This window comes from Synechococcus sp. H60.2 (assembly GCF_047462315.1).
In the GTDB taxonomy this organism is placed as follows: Bacteria; Cyanobacteriota; Cyanobacteriia; order Thermostichales; family Thermostichaceae; genus Thermostichus.
Genome location: NZ_JANSIZ010000016.1, coordinates 16,379 through 42,612, shown reverse-complemented (window position 1 = coordinate 42,612; position 26,234 = coordinate 16,379). Strand labels below are relative to the sequence as shown.

General features: G+C 60.2%; 17 protein-coding genes and 1 tRNA gene. 12 read left to right on the top strand and 6 right to left on the bottom strand.

Annotation, left to right across the window (positions count from 1 at the left end):
- Positions 1 to 228 precede the first annotated feature (228 nt).
- The 3 genes from thiL (at position 229) to NW845_RS04220 (ending at position 3,711) form a co-directional block, all read left to right on the top strand.
- Entirely contained in the window at positions 229 to 1,251 is a 1,023-nt protein-coding gene (thiL, locus tag NW845_RS04230; protein ID WP_414377021.1) for a thiamine-phosphate kinase, read from the top strand.
- A gap of 252 nt (positions 1,252 to 1,503) precedes the next feature.
- Positions 1,504 to 2,097, top strand: a complete 594-nt coding sequence (locus NW845_RS04225; RefSeq protein WP_414377019.1) for a hypothetical protein — start codon at positions 1,504 to 1,506, stop codon at positions 2,095 to 2,097.
- 84 nt (positions 2,098 to 2,181) lie between these two features.
- A complete protein-coding gene (locus NW845_RS04220; protein ID WP_414377017.1) occupies positions 2,182 to 3,711 on the top strand; it encodes a S10 family peptidase in 1,530 nt (509 codons plus the stop codon).
- A 10-nt stretch (positions 3,712 to 3,721) separates the two neighbouring features.
- Here the strand turns inward: NW845_RS04220 and cysS are convergent, their stop codons facing one another.
- The gene (gene cysS / locus NW845_RS04215; protein ID WP_414377016.1) at positions 3,722 to 5,254 is read right to left on the bottom strand and encodes a cysteine--tRNA ligase; all 1,533 of its coding nucleotides are present in this window, start codon (positions 5,252 to 5,254) and stop codon (positions 3,722 to 3,724) included.
- 399 nt (positions 5,255 to 5,653) lie between these two features.
- On the opposite strand from cysS, the gene NW845_RS04210 reads away from it, so the two are divergent.
- The 5 genes from NW845_RS04210 to NW845_RS04190 all read left to right on the top strand — a co-directional run bounded on the left by NW845_RS04210 (position 5,654) and on the right by NW845_RS04190 (position 12,818).
- Positions 5,654 to 7,255 carry a LysM peptidoglycan-binding domain-containing protein gene (locus NW845_RS04210; protein WP_414377014.1) on the top strand — a complete coding sequence of 534 codons (1,602 nt, stop codon included), beginning with the start codon at positions 5,654 to 5,656 and terminating at the stop codon, positions 7,253 to 7,255.
- A gap of 93 nt (positions 7,256 to 7,348) precedes the next feature.
- Positions 7,349 to 8,689, top strand: a complete 1,341-nt coding sequence (locus NW845_RS04205) for an FIST N-terminal domain-containing protein (RefSeq protein WP_414366074.1) — start codon at positions 7,349 to 7,351, stop codon at positions 8,687 to 8,689.
- 161 nt (positions 8,690 to 8,850) lie between these two features.
- Complete coding sequence (locus tag NW845_RS04200; protein ID WP_414366075.1) at positions 8,851 to 10,638, top strand: ABC transporter ATP-binding protein; 1,788 nt, start codon at positions 8,851 to 8,853, stop codon at positions 10,636 to 10,638.
- Between the two features lie 178 nt (positions 10,639 to 10,816).
- Positions 10,817 to 11,569, top strand: a complete 753-nt coding sequence (locus NW845_RS04195; protein ID WP_414366077.1) for a response regulator transcription factor — start codon at positions 10,817 to 10,819, stop codon at positions 11,567 to 11,569.
- A gap of 466 nt (positions 11,570 to 12,035) precedes the next feature.
- On the top strand, positions 12,036 to 12,818 hold the full coding sequence (locus tag NW845_RS04190) for an S-adenosyl-l-methionine hydroxide adenosyltransferase family protein (RefSeq protein ID WP_414377012.1): 783 nt from the start codon (positions 12,036 to 12,038) through the stop codon (positions 12,816 to 12,818).
- A 46-nt stretch (positions 12,819 to 12,864) separates the two neighbouring features.
- Here NW845_RS04190 and NW845_RS04185 read toward each other — a convergent pair whose 3' ends face one another.
- On the bottom strand, positions 12,865 to 13,338 hold the full coding sequence (locus NW845_RS04185; RefSeq protein WP_414377010.1) for an Hsp20/alpha crystallin family protein: 474 nt from the start codon (positions 13,336 to 13,338) through the stop codon (positions 12,865 to 12,867).
- A gap of 509 nt (positions 13,339 to 13,847) precedes the next feature.
- Here NW845_RS04185 and NW845_RS04180 point away from each other — a divergent pair.
- Complete coding sequence (locus NW845_RS04180) at positions 13,848 to 17,972, top strand: hypothetical protein (protein ID WP_414377008.1); 4,125 nt, start codon at positions 13,848 to 13,850, stop codon at positions 17,970 to 17,972.
- Positions 17,973 to 17,995: 23 nt separating this feature from the next.
- Here NW845_RS04180 and NW845_RS04175 read toward each other — a convergent pair whose 3' ends face one another.
- Positions 17,996 to 19,057: a histidinol-phosphate transaminase gene (locus tag NW845_RS04175; protein WP_414377007.1), complete on the bottom strand. Its 1,062-nt coding sequence runs from the start codon at positions 19,055 to 19,057 to the stop codon at positions 17,996 to 17,998.
- Between the two features lie 83 nt (positions 19,058 to 19,140).
- Positions 19,141 to 19,214, bottom strand: a tRNA-Asp gene (locus NW845_RS04170).
- 49 nt (positions 19,215 to 19,263) lie between these two features.
- Here NW845_RS04170 and NW845_RS04165 point away from each other — a divergent pair.
- Entirely contained in the window at positions 19,264 to 19,755 is a 492-nt protein-coding gene (locus NW845_RS04165) for a hypothetical protein (RefSeq protein WP_414363979.1), read from the top strand.
- Positions 19,756 to 19,773: 18 nt separating this feature from the next.
- Here the strand turns inward: NW845_RS04165 and NW845_RS04160 are convergent, their stop codons facing one another.
- Entirely contained in the window at positions 19,774 to 21,429 is a 1,656-nt protein-coding gene (locus NW845_RS04160) for a protein kinase domain-containing protein (RefSeq protein WP_414363977.1), read from the bottom strand.
- A gap of 287 nt (positions 21,430 to 21,716) precedes the next feature.
- On the opposite strand from NW845_RS04160, the gene alaS reads away from it, so the two are divergent.
- The gene (gene alaS / locus NW845_RS04155) at positions 21,717 to 24,386 is read left to right on the top strand and encodes an alanine--tRNA ligase (RefSeq protein ID WP_414377005.1); all 2,670 of its coding nucleotides are present in this window, start codon (positions 21,717 to 21,719) and stop codon (positions 24,384 to 24,386) included.
- 55 nt (positions 24,387 to 24,441) lie between these two features.
- Entirely contained in the window at positions 24,442 to 25,416 is a 975-nt protein-coding gene (locus NW845_RS04150) for a GDP-L-fucose synthase family protein (protein WP_414377002.1), read from the top strand.
- On the opposite strand, the gene NW845_RS04145 is transcribed toward NW845_RS04150, so the two are convergent.
- On the bottom strand, positions 25,413 to 26,150 hold the full coding sequence (locus NW845_RS04145; RefSeq protein ID WP_414377000.1) for a DevA family ABC transporter ATP-binding protein: 738 nt from the start codon (positions 26,148 to 26,150) through the stop codon (positions 25,413 to 25,415). The two genes, NW845_RS04150 and NW845_RS04145, sit on opposite strands and share 4 nt — an antisense overlap.
- Between the last annotated feature and the right edge of the window lie 84 nt (positions 26,151 to 26,234).

Genomic DNA, 26,234 nt, shown 5'->3' with positions numbered 1-26,234 from the left:
CCAGTCTCAAGGTTCCGCTTACTTGTTGACTGACAGCACTGTCCGGGTCTTTCACCGGGGTGGGTGCTTGCTTAGAATTATGGCATTGGCGAGCGACTCAAGTCGCTCAAGGACTACGTCCTGCTAACGCGAACGGGCTTTTCCGCCCCGTACTACTCGCGTCAGCGGTGCGGAGCGCTTAGTACGAGGCTAGCAAGCTACCCCGCTGTGTATCCGCAAAGGGCTCCTTTGTTTTTCGATCCTCCGTGTCGTCCTCCCCAACCCAGCGGCGACCTTTCTCCCCTGCCGATCTCGGCAATTGGCGAGGCAGGGCTGTTGCAGATCGTACAGCGCTACTGCCCTGACCAGGTGGTGGGGGATGACGCGGCAGTGTTGGCCGCTCCCAAAGGGCAGTTGGTGGTGACCACCGATGTCTTGGTGGAGGGGGTTCACTTTAGCGACTTAACCACCCCGGCCCATGCAGTGGGCTGGCGCGCGGTGGCGGCCAATCTCTCGGATCTGGCGGCGATGGGATCCCATCCCCTAGCTTTGCTGGTGGGCCTGGGCCTGCCGGGATCCACGCCGGTGGCTTGGGTGGAGGAGCTCTATCGAGGGATGCAAGCCTGTTGTGCCCCTTGGGGAGCGGAATTGGTAGGGGGGGATCTGTGTCGGTCGCCGCAGCGGTTTGTGGCGATCACGGCTCTGGGATCGGTACAGCCGGGGCGGGCTATTGAGCGCAAACGGGCCCAGCCGGGCGATTGGCTGATCGTAACAGGGCCCCATGGCGACGCGCGGGCCGGCCTGGAGCTGCTGCTCCATCCCGAACAGGGATCCTCAGCCGCGGCAGCCGAGCGAGAGCAGTTAATCAGGGCGCACCAATATCCGCGCCCGCGCTTGGATCTATTACCCCTTTTGGAAGGGATCCCGGATCCTTTGCGCCTGGCCGGCATGGACACCAGCGATGGCTTGGCAGATGCTCTGGTGCAGGTGTGCCAGACCAGTGGGGTGGAGTCGCGGATCGAGGCGGAGCGGATCCCGATTTCGGCGGCTTTGCAACATGTTTTTCCGGGCCAAGCCCTGGAGTGGGCGCTCTACGGCGGGGAAGATTTTGAGCTGTTGCTCAGCGCCGAGCCCGCGCTGGCCCAGCGCCTTCTGGAACAGTTGCCGGGGGCGACCTGGATTGGGGAAGTAACCGGCTGGGATCCGCAGGGAACGGTGCGGTTGAGTGACGGACAACCCCTCAGCCGCCAGCACGCCTTCCAGCACTTTTGAGCCCCATCCCCCCTCTCCCTCTGGGAGAGGGGCTGGGGGTGAGGGCCGTGCGCCTCAATTCAAGTTGAACAAGTAGGCTTTCGGGCTGCCCAAAACTGCCCAAAGTTGCAGATAAAGCTACTCACCCCGGAAAAGGGGCTGGCACTTTGATTCGATAACCTAGAAGTTATGGAGAGATCTGCACAGGGAAGGCAACTGGCCCCGCAAGGCCACAGACACCCGCCAGAACCCTGGAGAATTAGGAGATTTGCAATGAAAGCTATCTTAGCAGCCGCTGTGATGGGTTGGGCAGGGATCCCTCTGCTGGCCCCCTTGCCGGTGGTGGCCCAGCCGCTTTTTGAATTGGGCACCTACCGCCTTGAGCAGGGGACGATCATTCCCGTCGGCAGCCTCAGCAGCGAAGAGCCGCAATACTTTTATCCAGACACCATCTATCCCCTGGAAGTGGCCGTCACGCAAAACATTTTCGACAACCAGGGGCGTTTGGTGATCCCGGCTGGCAGCCGCGTCTTCGGGCAGATGGAGCCGGCGCCGGGCGGATCCCGCTTTGTTGCCACTGCCATCGTCCTCGGGGGTCGCACCTATAGCCTGCGGGCTGTTTCCAACATTCTTCACGACGAGAAAGATCCCCGGCAGTATTTGGCTGAGGCCATCGCCCAGGATGCGGCCATTGGGGCAGCCGCAGGCACCCTTTTGGGAGCCATCACCGGCGGTGTCTCGGCGGGCAATGTCCTGGCAGGGGCAGCGGCTGGCGTAGTGGTAGGCAATGTTACCGCTCCCCAGGTGGTGGTGCTGCGCCCCGGCCAATCTTTTAATCTGACCTTGGAAGCGCCGCTCACCCTGTAACCCTCGGCTCCTGTTCCAAGGCAGGGGTGGAGATCTGGCAACTTGTGATTTACTGGATAGGCAAGTTGCAGCTCCCGTGTCTCTATGCCTGCAGAATCTAAGTCCACTCCTGTCTTGCACACCACAGAGCACACGTTCAACGCTGGGGGGGAGTCCTTCCCCTACAGGGCGGTGGCTGGCTGGCAGACGCTCTTCCGCCGAGAAAAGCCGGTGGCCGAGATCTTTCACGTCGCTTATCTGAGGCAGGATTCTGACTCCCCGCACCGCCCGCTGACTTTTGTTTTCAACGGCGGGCCGGGGGCCGCCTCTGCCTATTTGCACATGGGATCCCTGGGGCCGAGACGGATTTGCTTTGGGCCCAACGGCAGCCTGCCGCCCTCGCCGGTGCAACTGGTGGATAACGCCGAAAGTTGGCTGCTGTTTTCTGATTTGGTCTTCGTCGATCCGGTGGGGACAGGCTTTAGCCGCGCCCTGCCCAAAGAGTCTCAAGACGCCAAAAGTTCTCAGGAAAAATCCGATCCGGCGGCCAAGCCCACTCAGCCGGAGGAGAAGGAGGAGGAGCCCCCCAAAGAAGCACCCTTCTGGGACGTGGAGCGGGATTTGCAATCTTTGGGCGAGTTTATCCAGGGCTTCCTCTCGCGGTATAAGCGCTGGCTCTCTCCCATTTTCATTGCCGGTGAGAGCTACGGGGGATTTCGGGTGGCGCGGCTGGCCAAGGAGCTGCAAGCCAAGTTTGGGGTGGGCCTGTCAGGAGCGATTCTCATCTCGCCGGCCATCGAGTTCGGGCTGCTGGAGACCACCGATTACAACCTCAGCACCTGGGCAACCCTGTTCCCCTCCTATGTAGCCACGGCGGCCTATCACGGGCGGTGTGGCTGGGGGGAGGATTTGCAGATCTTGCTGCCCAAAGCAGAAAGCTTTGCCCGCCAGCGGCTGTTGCCTCTTTTGGCCATGGGGGAGGCGATGCCAGAGGCAGAGCGGCAGGCCATCTACACAGAGATGGCGGCAGGGATCGGACTCTCACCTGAGTATGTGGCCCACAAAGGCGGTCGGATCGACCCGGCCAGCTTTGCCCGCGAGCTGTTGCGCTCCCAGCGGCTGGTGTTGGGGCTGTACGATGCTTCCGTCACCACGGTGGATCCCTTTCCGGATCGGCCTACCTTCGAGGGATCCGATCCCACCTTGGATGGGGTAGATCGCCTCTTTACCGCCGCCATCAACAGCCACCTGCGGGAGACCCTCCAGGTGGACACAGACTTGACCTACCACCTCCTGAACTTAGAGGTGTTCAAGTCCTGGCGGTTTACCCCCAAAGGGGAACTCAAGCAAGGGTTTATTGGCGCCATGGACGAGCTGCGCAGCAGCATGGCCCTCAATCCCCACCTGCGGGTGAGCATTCACCACGGCTTCTACGACCTGGTCACCCCTTACTTTGCCTCCAACCACTTGGTGGACTTGATGAAGCTGGATCCCCGCCTCAAGGCCAACCTTCTCTTGCGCCACTACCGCGGCGGCCACATGTTCTACACCTGGGATCCCTCGCGAGTGGAGTGGTTTGCCGAGATGCGCCAGTTCTACCACCAGGCCGTTTCCGGCCTAAGGATCCCTTCGTGATGGGCAACCCCTACTCCCGCAGCCAACGGGTGGTGCCGTCTTTTTGGTCGATGAGGGTGATTCCCAGGGCCTTTAACTGCTCCCGGATTCGATCCGCCTCGGCAAAGTTTTTCGCCCTGCGGGCTGCCGTGCGTTGGGCCACCAGCTCCTCAATCTGCTTTTCTTCGAGGGGTGGAAGCTTGGCCAGTTCCCCATTGGCGACGGCTTTCTCGGATCCCTGGGCGGTGGCAGGCTGGGGCCAGCAGAAGCCCAGCGTGGTCAGGATCTCCAGCAGGGCGGCGCTCTTCTGCCTCAGCACCTGCGGCTGCAGGTGGGTGTGGCCCTGGTGGGTCAAGAGGTTGTGCTCACGGATCAGTTCTTTGGCCAGCTCAAAGGCAAGGGCCAGCGCCCCAGGGGTGCCAAAATCATCGTCCATAGCGGCCTGAAAGGCTTGCATCGCCTCGCAATCGGGAGATGCCGTCTGGCAAAACTGCTCGGCGCAGTGGATCCCTTTCTCCAGGGTTTCCCAGCCGCGGCTGGCTGCCTGCATCGCCGGCTCGGTGAGGTCAATCGGGCTGCGGTAATGGGTCTGGAGCAGGAACAGCCGCAGGGCCATGGGGTGATAGACGGCAAGCGCCTGGCGTAGGGTGGTGAAGTTGCCCAACGATTTGGACATCTTCTGGCCGTTGACGTTGACAAAGCCGTTGTGCATCCAGTACTTGGCCAGCGGCTTGCCGGTAATCGGCTCCGATTGGGCCAGCTCGTTCTCGTGGTGGGGAAAAATGAGATCCGCTCCGCCGGCGTGAATGTCGATGTGATCCCCTAAGTTTTCCCGCACCATGGCCGAGCATTCGATGTGCCAGCCCGGACGTCCCCAACCCCAGGGAGACTCAAACCCCGGCTCGGAAGGGGGAGCCGCCTTCCAAAGAGCAAAATCGAAGGGATCCTGTTTGCCAGCCCCTTCCTCTCCCACCCGGCCACTGGCCCCTGCCTCCAGCTCCTCTAGCTTGCGACCGGAGAGCTGGCCGTAGTCCGGGAATTTACGGACGGCGTAGTAGACATCGTAAGCAGGGATCTCCGCCTGACGGGCAAGGGGATCCCGTACCCGGTAGGCAAAGCCCTTGAGCTCCAGCGATTGGATCAGCTCGAACATCGCCCGCAGCGATCGGGTTGCCCTGGGGTAGAGATCGGCCCGCTTGATGTTGAGGCGATCCATATCTTGGAAATACTCGGCGATGAAGCGTTCCGCCACCGCCTGCATCGATTCGCCCCGCTCTAAGGCCCGCTTGAGGATCTTGTCGTCCACATCGGTAAAGTTCTGCACATACTTCACCCGGTAGCCCCGCCACTCCAGGTAACGACGCACCATGTCCCACACTACATAGGTGCGCGCGTGGCCGAGGTGGCAGAGATCGTAAACTGTAACGCCGCAGACATACATCCGCACCAGGGGCTTCTCCCCGCCAGCCGCCTCGTCGGCAGACATGGGCTCAGAGCCACCGGCTGACAGGGGCTGAAACACTTCCTTACGGCGAGTCAAGGTGTTGTAGACAACTAAAGTCATGGAGAGTCCTGGTTTGTAGTTTCAGCTACAGCAAAGCGGGCTTTATCTTCCAGGTAAGCACGATGGCACATTCTGTCCTGCATCAGATAAGGCTCGACAAAATCTCAACGGGCCGGAGGCTGCAATCATTGGGGGACAAGCATCTCAGCTGAAACTACCTGTGAAGACTTGTCTAGATTTATTAACTACGGTACTCTAACCTGAGTGCGAACCAATCTGTTCATTATCGAACTGCGCTTGGGCTTCGCCAGTCTTGGTGCAGCTTGCTGCAAGGGGCTGCTGGCCTCAATTTTGACATCTTCTCTTCCACTCTAGTATCAGCCTATTGGTGTGAGGATGCCCCAAAGATTGACGTTCTCAAATGCCCAGAGGAGTGAGCTGGACATCCAGGGTGCTGCCGTGAGCACCCTTTCTCCGCCCGAAGATCCGGCAGGGATCCCGACCGCTCAGGAGCGGGCTGCCGAGGGGTGGGAGCCGGCACTTCTCTCTGCCCCGTCAAGACTCCGGTGGGCTGGCTTAGCCCTTTCTCTCAGCTTAACGGGCCTGGTGTGGCTCCTAAAGCTGGAGGCGGATCCCCGCGCCGATGCCCTGGAAGAGTCGGGGCCGGCCCCCTCCGATGAGCCAGCCGAGCCAGAAAATCCAGATCCCTCGACCTTGGCTCCGGCGCGACGGGGCTATCCGATGTGGACCACCGGCCTCTTGCTCATGTTGGGCTTGGCGGGGGCGGCCACGCTGCATCAACGTCAGCTTTCTCGCCACCCCTGGGGATCCCAGCTGGCGGAGCCGATTCCCCCCTCGGTGCACACGCTGTCCGGCGCCCTGCAGCAGAACTACGAGCAAAAAAAAGCCCGACTGCGGCAAGCCTTCGAGGCCGGCCAGATCCCAACCGGGGAAGGGCCTCGAGGCATTCTCGAGCATGAGGTGCAGCCGGGAGAAACCCTCTGGCATCTGACCCAGATGTACCAGCTCGACGCCGCCGCCATCACTGTCTCCAACGGCATTCAAGCCAGTACGCCGCTGCAGCCGGGGCAGAAGTTGCTGATCCCCAGCCAGCCGGGATTGATCTACACCGTCCAGCCAGGAGATACCCTGGAAGACATTGCCAACCGCTACCAAGTTCCGCAGCAGCGGATCATCGAGGCAACCCCCCTGGATCGGCCTGAATATCTGCGCATCGGCCAGCGGCTACTCATCCCCGGCGATGTGGGCGAGCTAATCCGGCGCGAGAAGGAGAGGATCGCCGCCCAGAAGGCCCGCGAAGCGGAAGAGCGCCGCCGCCAGGAGGAAGAGGCGCAACGCCAAGCCGAGGAGCAAGCTCGATTACAGGCCGAGCAGCAGCGCCGGGCCCAGCAGATGCAGCAAGAACGGCAGGCCCTCTTGGCCGGTGGCTCCCTGACCCACACGGTGGGAGCCGGTGACACCATCGAGCGGATCGCCGCTCGCTATGGGGTAACGCAGCGGTCGATTATCCAGGCTAACAATCTGCGCAATCCCCATTGGCTGCGCATTGGCCAACGCCTCACGATTCCGGCGCCAGGCACGCAGCCCCCGATCCCAGCTCCTGCCCGACGAGCCCGGAGACAATCCCAAGCTCGGCCAGTGCTGGCAGCTCCTCCCCAGGCCCGTAGCAGTGGCTTCATCTGGCCGGTTGCCGGGCCAATCACCTCCGGCTTTGGCTACCGTCGCGGTCGCTTCCATGCAGGGGTCGATATTCCCGGCCCGGTGGGATCCCCCATTGTAGCTGTGCAGGAGGGGGAAGTCATTTTTGCCGGCAATTCCGGAGATGGCTATGGCAATCGCGTGGATATTCGCCATCCCAACGGGATCGTCACCCGCTACGCCCACGGCCATCAGATCTATGTGTCCAAGGGCCAGTACGTGCAGCAGGGGCAGACGATCATGAGCCGGGGCAATACGGGTCGCAGCACAGGGCCACACTTGCACTTTGAAGTCCGCCCTGGTGGGGGCGCACCTGTGGATCCGCGGCCCTATCTGCCCTAAACACCTTGCAAACAAGAGGCTACGTAGAACAGCCAGTCCTGGGCATAAATTGCTAGCCTAAAAAAGCAAACTCCAGACCGTAGGAACACGCCGATGCAGTGGGTGAACGCGCTCTCCCAGCTTCCTTCTCTGGAAGCGGCTCTGCGGCAGGTGGTGGAGGAAGCCAAGGCTAAGCTTCAGGCAGCTCAACTGAAGAGCGTTCTGACGCGACAGGTGCAGGCAGTGGGGTCCGGCAGCTTGCCGGGGCTGCTCACCGGGTACGTTCCCCCGCAGCCGCTGCGGCCCAACCTAGGGATCCTGTTTGTGTCGGCGGCCTTTGCCAGCGAATACATTCGCGTGTTGCCACTGCTGTCGGATCTGCTGGAGGTGGACGTTTTGATTGGCTGCTCCGGCGGTGGTATCGTGGGTGGGGGGCAGGAAATTGAAGATGGGCCGGCCCTGTCGCTGTCTTTGGCGGTGCTGCCGGATGTGGCCTTGCACCCGTTTCATCTGCGGGGGGAACAACTGCCCGACTTGGATGCACCTCCTGCGGCGTGGATTGATCTGGTGGGGGTTGCGCCGCAGGCCCAGCCCCATTTCTTGCTCTTGGCGGATGGATTTTCCTCTCGGATCTCTGAGCTGTTGCAAGGGCTGGATTTTGCCTATCCGGGGGCGGTCAAGGTGGGGGGATTGGCCAGTGGCGGCCGCGCTCCTCGCGGCAATGCTCTGTTTTTGCTGGATGCGCGTACCCCTACGCCCCGGCGGGAGCTGTATCGGGAAGGCACGGTGGGGCTGGCCCTCTCTGGCAACGTGGTGCTAGATGCGGTGGTAGCCCAGGGATGTCGCCCGATTGGGGATCCCTTGCGTGTCACCGAAGCGGAGGGGAACGTGATCCTCAGCTTGGAAGGTCGCCCTCCTTTGGTGGTCTTAAGGGATTTAGCCGAACGGCTCAGCCCGTCAGATCAACGCTTGGCCCGCCAAGCTCTCTTCATCGGCCTGCTGATGGACGAATTCAAATCCGAACCGACGCCGGGAGACTTTCTCATTCGGGTGATTCTGGGCGTTGACCCACGCCTGGGGGCAATGGCCATTGGGGATCGGGTGCGCCCCGGCCAGACGGTGCAGTTTCATCTGCGGGATGCCCAGACTTCGGCAGAGGATCTCCGGTGGGCCCTCAGTCGTTATTGTGTCGAGCGCAACTTGGGGCAAAGTTATTCGTCAGAGCGCCCCTCCCAGCCGCAACCAGAGCCCTGTGGGGCGCTGATGTTCTCCTGTTTGGGGCGAGGCAAAGGGCTGTACGGCACTCCCAACCATGACTCGCAGCGGTTTCGGGAATTGCTGGGGGACTTGCCGCTGGGGGGGTTTTTTTGCAATGGGGAGATCGGCCCGGTTGGGGGCTCCACCTTTTTACACGGCTACACCTCCTGCTTTGGAATCTTCTGGCCCGCCCGCTAAGGTTTTGGCCATCCTGAGCAGGAGCTGAGCCGAGTCTGTAGCTGAGACCCAGACTCCCTCAGTGACGCTGCCGAAGTCCCGCAGCTGCCCCAGCGGGAAAAGAAGGGAAGCTGGAGGGGTGGTCTATAATCCTGCCAATCCCTCGATCGCCGCCCTCAGCCATGGCCGATGTCGCTCCGGTTGTTACTTCTGCCCTTCTGACTGTTCAGGGGTTGCGGGTTTTCTTGCCCAGCCGCACTGCCGGCAGCAGCCAGACAGAATGCTTGGGATCCCTGGTGGTGGATGGGCTGTCCTTTCAACTGGGGGCCGGACAAGTCCTGGGCCTAGTGGGGGAATCGGGATCCGGCAAGACCATGACCGCCCTGACGCTGATAGACTTGCTGCCCAGCTCCGCCCGGGTGGAAGGCACCATTCTCTTTCAGGGCCCCCAGGGAACGGTGGACTGGCTGCGGCTGGATCCTCGGCAACGGCGGCGCTACCGCGGCTCCCAGATCGCCATGATCTTTCAGGAGCCGAGCACCGCCCTCAACCCCCTCTACACCTGTGGTCAGCAGTTGCGGGAAACCCTGAGAACCCATACCTCCCTCCCCCCGGCGGAGATCCACGCCCGGGCGATCCGCCTGTTCGAGGAAGTGCAGCTTTCCCCGCACCTGCTGGAGCGCTATCCCCATCAGCTCTCCGGCGGCCAAATCCAGCGGGCAGCCATCGCTTGTGCGATCGCCTCTAACCCTAAGCTGTTGATTGCTGATGAGCCGACTACCGCCTTGGATGTGACGGTACAGGCGGAGATTTTGCGCCTGCTCCGGGATCTGCAACAACAGCGGCAGATGGCCATTCTGTTTATCACCCACGACCTCAACCTGGTGGCCGAATTGGCGGATCAGGTGGTGGTGATGTGCCGGGGCCAGGCTGTCGAACAGGGAGCAGTGAGCCAAATTTTTTGCCAGCCCCAGCACCCCTACACCCGTGGCCTGCTAGCCTGTCGCCCACCGTTGGAGCGGCGGTTGCGGCGGCTGCCCACCGTCCAGGATTTCCAGACGGGTCAGGGATCCCTCTCGGTCGAGGAGCAGTGGCAGCAGGTGGAGATCCCTGCCGCCGAAGAGGAGGAACGGCTGCGGTGGCTGCAAAGTCAGCCTCCGCTGTTGCAGGTGCGGGAGTTGCGCACCCACTACCCCGTGCGCCAGGGGCTGTTTCGCCGCCCGCTGGGCGAGATCCGGGCCTTGGACGGGATTAGCTTCGATCTGTATCCGGGAGAAACCCTAGGGTTGGTGGGAGAATCCGGCTGCGGCAAAACCACCCTGGGGCGAACCCTGTTGCGTCTGATCCAAGCCAGTTCCGGCCAGGTGATCTACGACGGAGAAGACTGGCTCCGCCTACCGCCCCGGCACCTGCGCCGCTTACGCCGGGAAATCCAGCTTATCTTCCAGGATCCGGCAGCCTCTTTGGATCCCCGCATGAGCGTGGGAGCCAGCATTATGGAGCCGATGGTTTTGCACGGAATTGGGAAAAATGCTGCCGAGCGGCGGCAACGGGCCCAACGCTTGCTAGAACGGGTAGGGCTGGATCCGGAGGCGCTGGATCGCCTGCCCCATCAGTTTTCCGGCGGGCAGCGGCAGCGGATTTGCATTGCCCGCGCCCTGGCTTCGGAGCCGCGCCTGCTCGTCTGCGACGAGGCGGTGTCTTCTCTGGATGTCTCCGTACAGGCCCAGGTGCTGAACCTACTCAAAGATCTGCAGGAGGAGCTGGGGCTGACCTATCTGTTCATCTCCCACGACCTGAGCGTGGTCAAGTTCATGAGTGACCGCATCATGGTTATGAACCGAGGCCGCATCGAGGAAATCGGCCCTGCCTCCCAGATCTACCGGAACCCGCAGCAGGATTATACCCGCCGCCTCATCGCCGCCATTCCCAAAGGGGATCCCAAAAAGCGTGCCCGCCAAGCCGGATGAAGGGTTTCCCCTGAAGCCGGCAGCTCCGCCCTTTGCCCAGCGGCCACCCCACCCGCCTGTCTTTCGGCCAGATTTGCAATGAGGCTAGAATTAAGTAAACTTTGAGTCGTAAAGCTTTGGACTCCTTGTTAGCTGATTTAACAAAACGTTTTATCCGCAGTGTGGGCTGCAACCGGCTATGGCTCGCATACTCATCATTGAGGACGACCCTTCGATTCTGGATATCCTGCGCATCAATCTGGAGTTGGCGGGCTATGAGGTCGTAAAGGCCACTGATGGGGTGCGCGGACAGGCGCTGGCCCTGCAAGTTCTCCCCGATCTAATCATCCTCGACCTGATGCTACCCCAGGTGGATGGCCTGACGGTTTGTCAGCGGCTGCGGCGGGAGGAGCGCACCAGCGAGATCCCGATCCTGATGCTCACTGCCCTTGGTCAAACCCAAGACAAGATCGAGGGCTTCAATGCCGGCGCCGACGACTACCTGACCAAACCCTTTGAGGTGCAGGAGCTGCTGGTGCGGGTGCGGGCCCTGTTGCGACGTGCCGATCGGATTCCGCAGACGGCCAAACACGGCGAGATCCTCACCTATGGCCCCCTCACCCTGGTGCCAGAGCGCTTCGAGGCGGTGTGGTTTGGCAAGACCATTAAGCTCACCCACCTGGAGTTTGACCTGCTCCACTGCCTGATGCAGCGGCACGGCCAGACAGTCTCCCCCAGCGAAATCCTGCAGGAAGTGTGGGGCTACGAGCCTGACGATGACATCGAGACCATCCGCGTCCACATCCGCCATCTGCGCACCAAGCTGGAGCCAGATCCGCGCCACCCCCAGTACATCAAAACTGTCTACGGGGCGGGCTACTGTCTGGAGCTGCCCAACATTGCCGAGCCGCAGCCGCTGCAGCCGCAACTGGCAAAGGAATCCTCCAACTGACCTCCTCCCGGCCCTGACCCCCCTCCGACTCCCCCCCCCGTATACGAGGGGAGGGAGGCAGGTACAGCGCCGGCCTTCCCGTCTTGCAAGGTAACTCCTGAGGGCGCTGCCTACCTCAACTGCTGCTGACTGGGAGGATCCCTGATGTTGGTTGAGCAATCGCTATCCTGTCTGTTCTGCCTGGGGTTTTGCGATAGAGAGGGACAGGGGGGCAGTGATGGTTATGTACAACGTTGCACCTAATCAGCACCCGGGGCTGGGAACCCGCCTCGTGCGTCTTGGATGCTGCAGCTCTACGATGGCTAGCGCCACGCTTTGCAAACGGAGACTCGGTATACGGGATGGACTCCGTCCCGCTGCCGCGAACGATGAAGCAACTGGGGCGGAGGAAGAGACAAAAGCCTTGCCCAGATGGGGAAACCCGTCTGCCCATGCGGTGAGGTAGTTCATGACGTTGAGACAGTATATGCCTTTCATTAGCCTACTGACGGATTTTGGCCTCGAAGATCCCTACGTAGGCATCGTGAAAGGGGTGATCTGGGGAATCGCGCCCCAAGCCCAACTGATCGACCTCAGCCACGAGATCCCGCCCCAGGATGTGGCAGCGGCCCGTTTTGCCCTGATGACGGCCTATCCCCATTTACCTTCTGGAACCATTCACCTGGCGGTGGTAGATCCGGGGGTGGGGAGCAGCCGAAGGGCGGTGGCCGTCCAAACCCAAGGAGGCTATTTGGTCGGCCCTGACAATGGCCTCTTCAGCGGCGTTTTGGAGCAATCCCCACCTCTGGCTGCTGTGGAACTCAACCGACCCCGCTACTGGCGCACTCCTTCTCCCAGCCGTACCTTTCACGGGCGGGATATTTTTGCCCCGGTGGCCGCCCACCTGGCCAACGGGATCCCTTTGGCAGAGTTGGGGGATCCCTTGGAGGTGGCCGAGCTGGTTCGCTGGGACTGGCCACCACCTCAGGCAGAGCCCGACGGCGGCCGCGGCGTGATCCAGGCCATCGACCGCTTCGGCAACGGCATCACCACTCTCCCCGGCAACTGGGTAGAGGGCCGCAACTGGAGAGCTTGGATCAAGGGGATCACCATCCGCTCCGCCGCCACCTTTGCCGAGGGAAGTGAGGGCGAGCTGCTTGCCCTGGTGGGCAGCTCCGGCTTGGTGGAGATTGTGCAAAACCGGGGCAACGCCAGCCGCACCTTGGATTTCAAAGTAGGGGACGAGGTGGGCGTGCAGTGGGGTAGCTAGGCGAACTCCCTCACCCCTGCCCCCTCTTGCTTGGGGAGAAGGGAGACTAGGCAGGCTGGCTTTCCACCGTTAAAGTTTCCGACGGAGCTGCGGAAGTTGAGGTTCCTATCTGAACTTTGACCGCCTGCACGGCATCGGCCTTGGGCAGGGTGAGGGTGAGAATGCCATCCCGGTAGATGGCCGAGACTTTTTCCGGCTGAATGCTTTTGGCTAGCTTGAGGATGCGTTGAAAAGGCTGAGGCTCCACCTCTTGGTAGCGTAATTCAGCACCTTCAGGGCCTTGAAGCTGGATTTCACCGCTAATGGAGAGCTGCTGGGCTGTGGCCTCGATGTGGAAGCGCTCGCGATCGGCGCCGGGCACCCAGAGCTGGACAGTGTAGGCCTCGCTGCTCTCCCAAACCTGTAATGGTGTGGGGAAGAAAGTGCGAGGGCGCTCTCCAGAGCTCTGCTGCTTCGGGAAGTCAAGGGTGCTTCGCTGCAGGCGCACATCGAGGATGGGGGTGAAGTAAACCAATTCCATAGCCGCTCCTTGGGTAGTAGGGTGGACAATTCTTGAAAAACAGGTCAACAGGGATAACAACCGGATCCCACCGTTCTACAGAACTCCCCCACGTTGGAAAAAGCTGTATTGAGACGAGATGGGATCCAAACCCAATTCTGCTTCAATGATCCAAGACCGCTGTTGCCAGCAGGGAGGGCAAACCGATCCAGCTAGGGGAGGATCCCATCACCTTTCTCCAAAGTTTGCTTTGGACAACCTTATCTAGAGCCAGCGGGATCCCTGTCGCAACCTTTTCTCTGCCAGTTCGATCGGCTTCTGCTGGGGATGCTGCCAGACAGCTTGACAGAGGAATGGGGGTTAGGGCCGTGCGGTAACAGCTTGGATTCTCTAATTTGCCCACCAGTTCAGCACACTTTATCAAAGCTTAAAATTCTAACCCTAGCTTCAATTGAAGTTATTTGGTTAGTCTCTCAGTTTGGTAGCAAGTTTTGAGAGAGAGCTGACAGGCAAGGCAGGTCGCCTCTAAGATGGCCTTCAAACCAGGACAGCTTGAGCAGTGGGATCCCATGTACGTGTATTGTCTAGAAGAAGTTTTGGAGGCAGGAGCGCCATACAACCTCGAGGAGCTGATAGAACGGCTATCGCAGGGGGATCGCACCCTTTTAAGCCGGTTGTTCGACGTTCGCTACCCCTACTGGAAGCGCAACCTCCGGCGCAATGTTCGCTTGGTGGGTGATCTGCGCTATCTGGGAGAGGTGCCGGTTTTGGTCTTGTTTGGCCTTTGGGGGAGAGGCAGCCACGAGTACCGAGAGTTCCTGGAGCGGCGGCAGGATCCCGGCTATCAAGAGCGGGTGAGGAACTGGGTGCCTGACGATCAGCTACAGGCCTGGCTGGCACAAAGGCAAGCGGAAAATGAACAAGAGGAAGCGCGGCAAAACCAGCTCCTCCCTCTCCCCAGTGAACTGTACGATTGGACACAGTTTTTAAATACTCCCAACCGCCAGGAGCGACTGGTGTTGGAAAGCGGGGAATGGGTTCGGCAAGTGCAAGCCCTTTCTCTAGAACAGCGGCGCCAAGTGTATCGGGCGGTAGAGCAATTCATTAGCGATGAGAAAGGTAATCTCTACCAGGAACTACCACTGTTTTATCCAGGAGCTGAGGTTAGATGCTGGCGGGAAGGCTCGATACATCTGGCTATCAGCCTGGTGCAGGTATGTGAGCAGGAAAGAGTCTTATCTCCATTTTTAATTGGGGTTTACGACCACGCTCCGGAGCAGAGAGAGCGGTTTGACCTAGGGCGCCAAACTTGCCTATTTGGGATGGGGGCCGATCGGCCGGATATTCTCCAACACCCACAATCTTTAGAGATTTGGAAGCGATATGCCCGCCGCGCCTACCCCGATTACATGGTTGCAGATGAAAACGTCTGGCTGGAAATCCAGGAAACTACAGAGGGGAACTTAGCTTTATCGATGGAGGAAGAAGAAATTCTCCAAAGCACCTCTATGCCTCTACTGATCAACGGGCGAGCTGGAAGCGGCAAATCTCTGATGTTGTATTACCGTTTTGCTGATTACTGCAGCCATTACCTGAAGAATTCAAGCAAAGGAAACTTTCAGTACCATCCTCTCTTTTTAACCTACAGCCCGAGTCTAGTACAGCAAGCCCGCAGCAAGGTAAGTACAATTTTGCGGGTCAACCATCGTTACCGAGAGAGAGGCAGTGACTTCTCAGAAGAGGAAATTGGGCGATGTCAAGCTTTCTTTAGCACCTTCCAGGACTACCTGTTGAGCTGTCTTCCGCCGGAGAGACAAGAACGCTATCAACTGGAGCGATATGTCAATTTTTATCGATTTCGGAGCTGGTACCGCGGCCGCAGCGATATAGAGTTAGCTTGGCATACGATTCGCACTCTGATCAAGGGCTATGAAGTAAGCGACTACTTGGATCCAGATTGCTATCGGGAATTGCCTCAAGCTGACCGCACTGTAGATGTAGAAGTCTTTGATCGAATATACAAGCAAGTTTGGCGAGGTTATCAGGAACGAACTACCTACGAAGGCTACTGGGACGATCAAGATTTGGCTAGAGATGTCCTACAGAATGGTTGTCTTAGATCAATTCATCCGGTCATTTTCTGTGATGAGGTTCAAGACTTTACCCAGCTTGAGCTGAATATTGTTTTCTGCTTGTCACCTTGGGGAAAATATAAGCTGGATTGGGCTATCGAGCGTTTACCTTATGCTTTTGCTGGGGATCCCCTGCAAACGATCAATCCTACAGGATTTCGTTGGGATGCTCTAAGGAGCCATCTCTACAAGCATATCCATGCTTACTTGTTGCCGAGTCATTCTCTCGAGATTCCAAGTCCCCGAGAGTTAAAAAATAACTACCGCTGTAGCCCTCAGATCACTCGTTTTAGCAACCTGGTTAACCTGTGGCGGCGAGTTCTTAGCAATGATCGGGGGATTTATCCACAGCAGCCTTGGCGTTTTCAGGAACCGGGTAGGCCAGCTCAAAAGTTTGTGCTGGATGGCCAGGACAAGAACTTAACTCAACATGAGCTGAGGAGTATGCTCAGGAACAGCACGGGTACAGTTTGCATCCTGCCTTGTCCCATAGGAGAGGAGCTGGACTACGTGCGCCAAGATCCCGAACTCCAGAGAGTTTTTGCCGAAGAGCTGGAGCAAAATCTCAAGCCGGCGCTGCTGCAGACTGTTACCGCTGTCAAGGGCATGGAGTTCAAAAAGATTATTCTCTACAAGTTTGGCGACTACTATCGACAAAACTTTAGCAGAAGGCTTAACCACTATGCTCAAGAACCTGCAGAGAAAGTATCCCTACAGCTACATTATTTTCTCAACCAGCTATACGTTGGTATTACCCGCCCCATCGAAGCCTTAGCTGTTGTGGATACCGCAGTTGGCTGGCGGGAATTTTGGGATCCTGCCTTGGAGATTGACTTTTGGCTCAATCACTCTCATTTGCAGCCCGATCGATCCCAATGGCAAACGCATCCGCCTGTACTGGCGGGCTTCGCTCCAGGCACCGGCATCCAATACTGGACGGATAAAAACTTACAGGATGTCCTGGACTTGGCTCTTGGGTTTCTTAGGCGAGGGGTAGAGGAGGGAAATCCTGAGCTCTTGGAAGATGCACGCGCTTTTGCTCGGCAGGCAGGCAACCAGAAATTAGAACAGGAATGCCAAGCTTGGATCCTCAAGCTGCAGAGGGATTACGTTCCTGCAGGTCGTCAGTTTTTAAGCCTGGAAAGATCCGCCCTACCCAATAGACATCTCATCCGGGAAGCCTGGGAGTGCTTTTGGAAGGCAAAAGCTTGGTTAGAGTTACAGCAGCATCGTCCCACTCACTTTGCCAGGTGCTCCGAGATCCCCGACTACAGTCCTCTGGTGGATTTGATGGTGGTAACCCAAAACAGCTCTGCCAAGTCCATGGAGCGCTTTCGACAGATAGTTCGAGTGCGAGATTGGTTGAGCGTTGAGGTCAGCCCGAAGCATTCGGATCCCACCTGGAAGGTTTGTGTGGAGAAGTTTTTGGTGGAGCTGGAGCAAGTTTTCGATAATCTAGAGACTTTTCGTTCTAAGCTGGAGGACCGTGAACTTTTTTGGCAAGAGACCCTTGAGGCCTTGAGGGAGCGTTTGGCCTTTCTTGGCCAGCGGCAGCCGTTCGCAGGGCAATATCACAAAATTCTCGGCATCTGTTATTTCCAGCAACAGAAACTTGAGGAGGCAGTTGCCATTTGGGATCAAGGTGGCCAAACGGAGCATTCCTACTACTACCGGGCCAAGATCCAATTGGAGAAGCCGCCTGGCCAGGTGAGGTGGCTATCCAAAGACCGGCAGGACGCAGCAGTGGTGAGCAAATGGCAGGAGGCGGGACGTCCCCTCGCGGGCGAGTGGGAGGAGTACATCAACGATGTCATCCTCAGCCTGGAGCGCTTGAAAGAGTGGCCGCTGCTGCTGCGAATCCTGATCCGGCGCCGCGAGTGGGGCAGGCTTTGGGAAGTGGTTCAGGCCCACCCACAGGCGTGGCAGCGCGGACATGACTACGAGTTGGTGGCCAGCATGGCTCGAGACATGGCAACCAACTGGGATGAGCTGAGGTGGAAGCTCCCTGGACTGCGGGATTTTCTGCAGGAAGTGGTAAGCAGTGTGCGCGGGGAGCACGCTTGGTGGCTGCAACCGCTGGAGGTGGGCCTGGCCTATGAGCGACTGGGCCGCTACCGAGACGCGCTCAGGTTTTATGAGCGCTTTGCTGAAAACGGAATCGGTAGAATCCCAAGATGGCAACGCTCTCAGATTCGGCAGCGCTGGCTTTTGGTTCACAAGAAGTATCGAGATTCTCTGCAGGCGGAGGGACGACCGACCGATCTTTTGGCAGAGGAGTTTAGCCGCGCGCAAGAGCGCTGGCGTGAGCAACTGCCCCAGGCAGAGCCTGAGCTGGAGGAACGGGATCCCTGGCTACACGACTTCGTGGAGCACCCCAGCCCTGTTCAGAGTTGGCTGCTGGAGCGGGAGCAAACTGAGGCTCAAAGACTGCAAGTGGCAATCCGCGAAGAACTGAAGCGGCTCAACGAGAGGCAGCTCCAGCAAGTTTATGGCCTGATCCAGCGATTTCTCGGCCCAGGTTGAGCAGGAGTTGGAAGTAGAGCCACCTACCGCAAGATCTGCTGCAGGCGCTCCAGGGCGCGTTGGTTTTCTTCAGGGGTGCCCACCGTTAGGCGCAGCCCGCCGCCGGTACAGCGCACACAAGTTCCCAGCTCTTGCCAGGCCCGCTGCAGATCCTGGGGATCCCATCCTGCCACCCGGAAGTAGAGAAAATTGGCCTGGCTAGGCCACACCCGCACCCCCGGCAGCTCCTGCAGGGCTTGGTAGAGGGCTTCCCGTTCCTGACGGATAAGGGGTAGGTCGGCCAAAAACTCCTCGGCATGTTCCAGGGCAATCTGAACGGCCCACTGGGAGATGGCCGAGAGATTGTAGGGCAGGCGGATGGCATCCAGCACCTGGACGAGCTGCGGATGGCCGATGGCATAGCCCACCCGGTGAGCTGCCAGGCGAAAGGCCTTGGAGAAGGTGCGCAAGATAACCCAGTTGGGGTGCTCCGCCAGCTTGGGCAGGGCCGTGTGTTGGCTGAACTCGAAATAGGCCTCATCGAGGATCACCAAAATCTCGGCGGGCAACCCTTCCACCCACTCCCACTCGGCGGTGCTCAGGCCATTGCCGGTGGGCGAATTGGGATCCACCAAACACACCACCCGCACCTGCTGCTCCGCTATCGCCTGTTGACACCGCTCCAGATCCAGGGCAAACGTCTCAGGGTGGCGGGGCACCCGCACCACTGGGATCCCCAGGCTCTGGGCCAGGATGGCGTACATAGAAAAGGTAGGCTCTGGCACCAGAATGCCACCCCTTCCGCCCAGGCAGGTGGCAATGAATAGGGATCGGATGAGCTCGTCGGAGCCGTTGCCCAGGCTAATCTGGGCAGGATCTGCCCCGGCATAGGCGGCAATGGCCTGCTTGAGGCCCCGGTGATGAGCATCGGGGTAGCGGTTGCTCGGGATCCCTTTTTCCCAGAGGAGGGAGAGTTTCTGCTTGAAGCCCGCCGGCCAATCCCAAGGAAACTCGTTGGCATCCAACTTGTCGGCAGCTTGGGGCGGCACGGCATCATAGGACTTGAGGTGAAGCAAATCCGGGCGCAGATACCGCAAGGCACACATCTCCCTACCCTAACGGAGCAAGGTACCTATGATAGCAGTGCTGACCTGCTTGCCGATGTAGGCTACAGTGTTCCTAACAGGTACGGGGCTGACGGGGCTCGAACCCGCAACTTCCGCCGTGACAGGGCGGTGCTCTAACCAATTGAACTACAGCCCCAGGAGCTGCGAATACCCATTTTGAACCTAAGTAAGGATGGTTGTCAATCATGGTATCTAGTCTGGCGGCCCAGGCCGCAACGCTGGTAGAGGAGGCCCCGCAGAACGGGATCCCGACAGCGGCGATGCAACAGGTCGCAGAGGTGCTCACCCAGGTGGCCCAACACCTGGATCACCTGCAGTACACCACCTTGCGCTACCCCGATGGCGGCTGGCTGACGGTGCGGGTGGTAGAAAGATCCGCCGGGACGGAGTCCCCCCCAGGATTCGAACCCATCGGCCAGCTGTGGATCCCGGCCTTTGGCCACCTGGAAGATGCTCAAGCCACGCTGGCGGAACTGCGGGAGCAAGCGCCGGACTTGGAGGCCACCTCCTTTGGGGTTTTGGAGCTGCTCTTTTTGGCCCTGGGCCTTTCCCGCGCCGAAGGCATTGTTTTTTACGACCAGGCGGGGGATCGGCGGCAAGGGAAAGCCGTAGCCTGCCGGCCTCTGGCGGAGCAGGTGAGCCAGGCTATCCGCAGCGGGCTTCCTCCCATAGCCTAAGGCGGGAACGGATCCGCTCTAGCTCACGATGGCACCCTGGCGGCGGGCGAACTCCCGCAGCTTCCTATCCATCTGCGCCCCTCGCAGATCCGCTTTGTAAAAGCTGGTGAAGCGCTTGCCCTTTTCTTCAGCTTGGCGTGGCAGGGAAGTCCTGCCGCCTGCAGACCAGAGCACCGACCCGGCTACCACCAAAGCAATCCCAGCCGCTCCCAAGGCATAAACCACATTGCGCGTGGTGAGGTGGACGAGCAAAAACGCCAGGCTCCCAGCTCCCAAGAGCCCTCCCAGGCCTGCTAGGATCCCTCCCAGGGTCTTGGCCGAGCCGAGGAGCCGGCTCAAAAAGCGCAGCCAGCGGGGTTGCGGTGTGTTGAAGCGGATCCCGCGCAGATCGGCTCCCTGCAAATTGGCCCCTGAAAAATCGGCCCCCCGCAGATCGGCGCAGCGCAAGTCATAACCGGCTAAGTTCTGGTTGGCGAAAGACTTGCCCCGCAGATCCGCCCCCGCCAAAGACGGGATCCGCGGCGGGGTGGCTGGCTTGATCTGCCCGCTGCCAGTGATGCGGCTGGCTTGGCCCAGTTGGGTAAAACCGGTGGGAACCGCTCCCACGGGCAGCATGCCTCCCGCACCGGACCGAGGGAGCGGCGCAGGCGAGAACCCATCTGTTCGGGCCAGGGGGAGAGCGGTTGAACGGCGTTTGGCCCACTGGTCGGAGATCAGCAACGGGCTGGAATCGGCAGTCAACGGAGAACTGGGCAAGAGAACCGGCGAGGAAAGGGGGCCCTCCTGCACCGGGATCCCTTGCAGAGCCCGCAGCACCTCGGTAGCCGTGGCAAAGCGCTGGCTGATGGCCGGCTGCAGCATGCGGCGCAAAATGGCGTCGAACTCAGGGCTGAGCTGCAGGCGATCCGACCAATCCCATTGGCCGGTGTTGTGGTCGTAAAACTTGGCCGGCGACTCCAGAGTCATCAAATTGATGCAAGTGGCGGCCAGCGCGTAGAGATCGCTGGCGGGGCCCACCGCCTGGCCAGCCATCTGCTCCGGCGGAGAAAAGCCCAGGGAGCGAATCGCCGTTCCCTCCTCCGACGACTTGTGGCCCGGCCCAAGCTGCTTCACCGCCCCAAAGTCGATTAGCACCAGGCGGCCATCTTCTTTGCGGCGAATCAGGTTAGCCGGCTTGATATCGCGGTGGACGGTGTTCTGGCTGTGGACATAGTTGAGGATCAGCAGCACCTCCTGCATCACTTGCCGGGCTTGTTCTTCGGAGAAAGGCCCATTGCGCCGCATCTCCTGAGAAAGCGTGATCCCCTCGATAAACTCCTGCACCAAGTAGAATTGGCCGCCTTCTTGGAAGTGGGCGTAGAGCTTGGGGATTTGCGAATGCTCCCCCAGGCGCTCCAACACCTCAGCCTCGCGGTTAAACAGTTCCTCCGCCAGCCTGGCCAGTTGGGGCGAATTTTCAGCCGGGCGCAACTGCTTGATCACCCGCCAGGGCTTGGAGGGCATGTCCTCATCGCGGGCCAAGAAGGTGGCGCCAAATCCCCCCTGCCCCAGACGCTTGAAGGCCCGGTAGCGATTGCGCACCAGCAGCGGCTGGCCACAGGAGGCACAGGTGGAGGCATCCGGTGGATTTTCTGGCTGCAGACAGTCAGGATTGAGACAATAGCAGGTGGGCATACCCCTCCAAGCGCTACCGACTGACGGCTAGGTAACCGAGACGAGGCTGATGGGCGGGCAAGCGCGTTGCCAGAGATACATCTAGCCTAGACCAAGGGGAGAAAAATCTTGTACATCTGGCTCCAACAGGCTGATCCTAGCGTTTGCCCACGCGGGCTCAATCGGAGAAATCGCTTAGATTTTTCTGCTTTGGCGGGCGGTGCCGACAAAATCCAGACCTCAAGAGTTCAACTGCCCCAGCGGCAAAAAACCTAGAATTATCAATACAGTTATTCTTCGCCTTGACCATGTCTCCATCCTTCTCCGGTGCCGCCATCCGGCAGGCTTTTCTGGACTTCTACGCCCAGCGGGGCCACCAGGTACTGCCCAGCGCCTCCTTGGTGCCGGAGGATCCCACGGTGCTGCTGACCATCGCCGGCATGCTACCCTTCAAGCCCATCTTCCTGGGGCATCGGGATCCGGAGTACCCACGGGTCACGACTGCCCAGAAATGCGTACGCACCAACGACATCGAGAACGTGGGACGGACGGCTCGCCACCACACCTTTTTTGAGATGCTGGGCAACTTCAGCTTCGGCGACTACTTCAAAAAAGAGGCCATCACCTGGGCCTGGGAGCTGGTGACGGAGGTGTTTGGCCTGCCGCCGGAGCGCCTGGTGGTGAGCGTCTTTCGAGAAGATGAGGAGGCCTTTGCCCTCTGGCGCAATGAGATTGGGATCCCGCCCCACCGCATCCGGCGCATGGGGGAGGAGGACAACTTCTGGGCTGCCGGCCCCACCGGCCCCTGTGGCCCTTGCTCCGAGATCTACTACGACTTCAAGCCGGAGCTAGGGGATGAGCAGATTGACCTAGGGGACGACTCCCGCTTTCTGGAGATCTACAATCTGGTGTTCATGGAGCTCAACCGGGACAGCGAGGGCCGCCTCACTCCCTTGGCCAAGCAAAACATCGACACTGGCCTGGGGCTGGAGCGGCTGGCTCAGGTGTTGCAGGGAGTCCCCAACAACTATGAGACAGATTTGATCTTCCCCATTGTGCAGAAGGCGGCTGAGATCGCTCAGGTGGACTACTTCCGGGCCAGCCCCGAGCAGAAAGTCTCCCTCAAGGTTATTGGGGATCACGCGCGGGCGGTGATGCATCTGATTGCCGACGGGGTAATCCCCTCGAATGTGGATCGGGGCTACGTGCTGCGGCGCTTGATCCGGCGGATGGTGCGCCACGGGCGCCTCTTGGGGATCGGCGAGCCCTTTACCTGGCCAGTGGTGGAGACGGCCATCCAGTTGGCGGAGGCGGCCTATCCCGAGGTGCGGGAGCGGGAGGCGGTGATCAAAGCCGAGCTGCAGCGGGAAGAGGAGCAGTTTCTCAAGACTCTGGAGCGGGGGGAGCGGCTGCTGTTTGATCTGTTTGCCAACGTCACCGCCACTGGCGCGCCAAAGCAGATCTCCGGTGTCGACGCCTTCAAGCTCTTTGACACCTACGGCTTCCCGTTGGAGCTGACCCAGGAAATTGCCCAGGAGCACGGCTTTAGCGTGGATGTCCAGGGCTTTGAGCAAGAGATGGAAAAACAGCGGCAGCGGGCCCGCGCCGCTCACCAAACCCTCGACGTCATGGCCCAGGGATCCCTGGACGAGCTGGCTGAGTTTTTAATCGAGACGGAGTTTCTCGGCTACAACCAGTCCTCTGCCCGCGGCGTGGTGGAGGCGCTCCTGGTGGAAGGGAAGTCGGTGCCTCAGGTAGAGGCGGGGCAGGTGGTGCAGGTGGTTTTGGATCGCACGCCTTTTTATGCGGAGTCCGGGGGGCAAATTGGCGATCGCGGCTACCTGGCCGGGGACGGAGTGTTGGTACGGGTGGAGGATGTGCAAAAGCGGGGGGATCTGTTTGTCCACTTAGGCCGGGTGGAGCGGGGGATCCTGCGGGTGGGGGATCCCGTGCAGGCCCAGATTGACCTGGCCTGTCGGCGGCGCGCCCAGGCCCACCACACAGCCACCCACCTCTTGCAGGCAGCCCTTAAGAAAGTGGTCGATCCCTCCATCAGCCAAGCGGGATCCCTGGTGGCCTTTGACCGGCTGCGCTTTGACTTTACCCTGTCGCGTCCCCTTACCCCCGAAGAGCTGCAGCAGGTTGAGGATCTGGTCAACACCTGGATTGCTGAGGCCCATCCGGCTCAGGTAGCCATTCTGCCCCTGGCAGAGGCCAAAGCCAGAGGGGCGGTGGCCATGTTTGGGGAAAAATACGGTGCCGAGGTGCGCGTGGTTGACTTTCCGGGGGTGTCGATGGAGCTTTGTGGCGGCACCCACGTCAGCAACACTGCCGAGATCGGCCTGTTCAAGATCATCTCCGAGAGTGGGGTAGCCGCCGGGATCCGCCGCATCGAGGCTGTAGCGGGGCCAGCGGTGCTGGAATACCTAAACGAGCGGGATAGCGTCGTGCGGGAGCTGAGCGCCCAATTCAAGGCCAAGCCGCAGGAGATCCCAGAGCGGGTAGCGGCTTTACAGGCGGAGCTGAGGGCTACCCAGAAGGCGCTTGAGGAGGCCCGCAGCCAGCTGGCCCTGCTCCAGGCAGAGCAGCTCTTGCCCCAGGCAGTATCGGTTGGGAACCTCAGGATCTTGGTGGCGGAATTGGGATCCACTCCTCCTGAGGCGCTTAAAACCGCCGCCGAGCACCTGCTGCAGCGGCTAGGGGAAGGGGCAGTGGTGCTGGGATCGGTGCCGGAAGCCGGCAAGGTCAGCCTGGTGGCCGCCTTTAGCCCGGCGGTGCAGCAACTTGGCCTCAAGGCGGGCTCCTTTATCGGCGAGATTGCCAAACTCGCTGGCGGTGGTGGGGGTGGGCGGCCCAACTTGGCCCAGGCCGGTGGCAAGCAGCCCGAGAAACTGGCGCAAGCCCTACAGGCGGCCCAGAAGCGGCTGCAGGCAGAGCTGGAAAAGGGAGGGAAGAAACCTGCAAGCTCGAGCAGTTAGGAGAGGAGCAGCCCCTCTGCCCCATAATGGAAGCCGGGGATTTTCCGCACTCACCATGATGCCCAACAGCTTGTCTACTGCCATCGATCTCAGCCAAAAGCGCATCTTGCTCACGGGGGGAAGCGGCTTTTTGGGCAAACATGTGCTGCAGCAGTTGCAAGTGCTGGGGGTGAAGCCGGAGCAGGTGCGGATCCCGCGCTCCCGCACCCACGACCTGCGCTGCTGGGAAGTCTGCCAAGAGGTGGTGCAGGGGCAAGATGTCGTCATCCATTTGGCGGCCCATGTGGGCGGCATCGGCCTCAACCAGGCCAAGCCGGCGGAGCTCTTCTACGACAACCTGATCATGGGATCCCAGCTCATCCACGCCGCTTATCTAGCCGGGGTGGAGAAGTTTGTCTGCGTGGGCACCATTTGCGCTTATCCCAAGTTCACCCCCGTCCCCTTCAAGGAAGAGGATCTCTGGAATGGCTACCCGGAGGAGACCAACGCCCCCTACGGCATCGCCAAGAAAGCCCTGCTGGTGCAACTGCAGGCCTACCGGCAGCAATATGGCTTCAACGGCATCTACCTCCTGCTGGTGAACCTCTACGGCCCCATGGACAACTTCGATCTCAAAACTTCCCACGTGATCCCGGCCTTGATCCGCAAGGTGCATGAAGCCCAACAGCGGGGCCAGAACTACGTGGAGGTGTGGGGAGATGGCAGCCCCACCCGCGAGTTTTTCTACGCCGAAGATGCCGCCCGCGGCATTCTCCTGGCCACCCAGCTCTACAATAGCTCCGAGCCCCTGAACCTGGGCACCGGAGAGGAGATCTCCATTCGGGATCTCATTGCCCTCATCTGCGAGCTGATGGAGTTTCGCGGCGAGATCCGCTGGCAAACGGACAAGCCCAACGGCCAGCCGCGCCGCTGCCTGGACGTCTCCAAGGCCCGTGAGAGGATTGGTTTTGTGGCCAAGGTGGGGCTGCGGGAAGGGCTGCAGCGCACCATCGACTGGTACCGCCGCCACGCCTCCAACGGGGCAAACTAGGCAAGGGGCTGGCTCTCCAGCCGTCCATCCTCCATGTGCAGCACCCGGTCGGCGATGTCGAGGATGCGGTTGTCGTGGGTCACCATCAGGATGGTGCAGCCCTGCTCCCGCGCCAACTTCTCCATCAGGGTCACCACCTCGCGGCCCGACTTGCTGTCCAGGGCTGCCGTCGGCTCGTCGGCCAGCACCAGTTTGGGGTGGCTGACCAGGGCCCGCGCAATGGCCACCCGCTGCTTCTGCCCACCCGAAAGTTGTTCGGGGTAGTAGTGGACGCGATCCTCGAGACCCACCGCCGCCAGCATCGCTTCCGCCCGCTCTTGGGCTTCCTGGGCGGAAAGGCCGTTGTGCAGCTCCAGAGCCATACGCACATTTTGAGCTGCCGTCAGGGAGCGCAGCAGGTTGTGGGCCTGGAAGATGTACCCCACCTGGCGGCGGATCTGGATGAGGGTGTTGGGCTGGGCGCCCCGCAGCTCCTGCCCCAACACCCGCAAGCTGCCCTCCTGCACCGAGCGCAAAGCCCCCAGGAGCGTGAGCAGCGTGGTCTTGCCGGAGCCGGAGGGGCCGGTCAACAACACGATCTCCCCCGGCTGCAAAACGAAGTTGATGTCAAAAAGCACTTGCTTGCGCAGGGATCCCTCGCCAAAGTAGTGGTTCACCCCTTCGGCTTTGACCACCGGCTCAACGGCATTTTGGGTGGAGGCGAGGGCGGCTTGATCGAGAAGGAAAGGCCGCATAGGGAACTCAAAATCTCAAACAACTTGGGTTGACAACTTATCGTGGGCCATCGTGGGAACTGCCGCGATTGAACCATCCAGAAA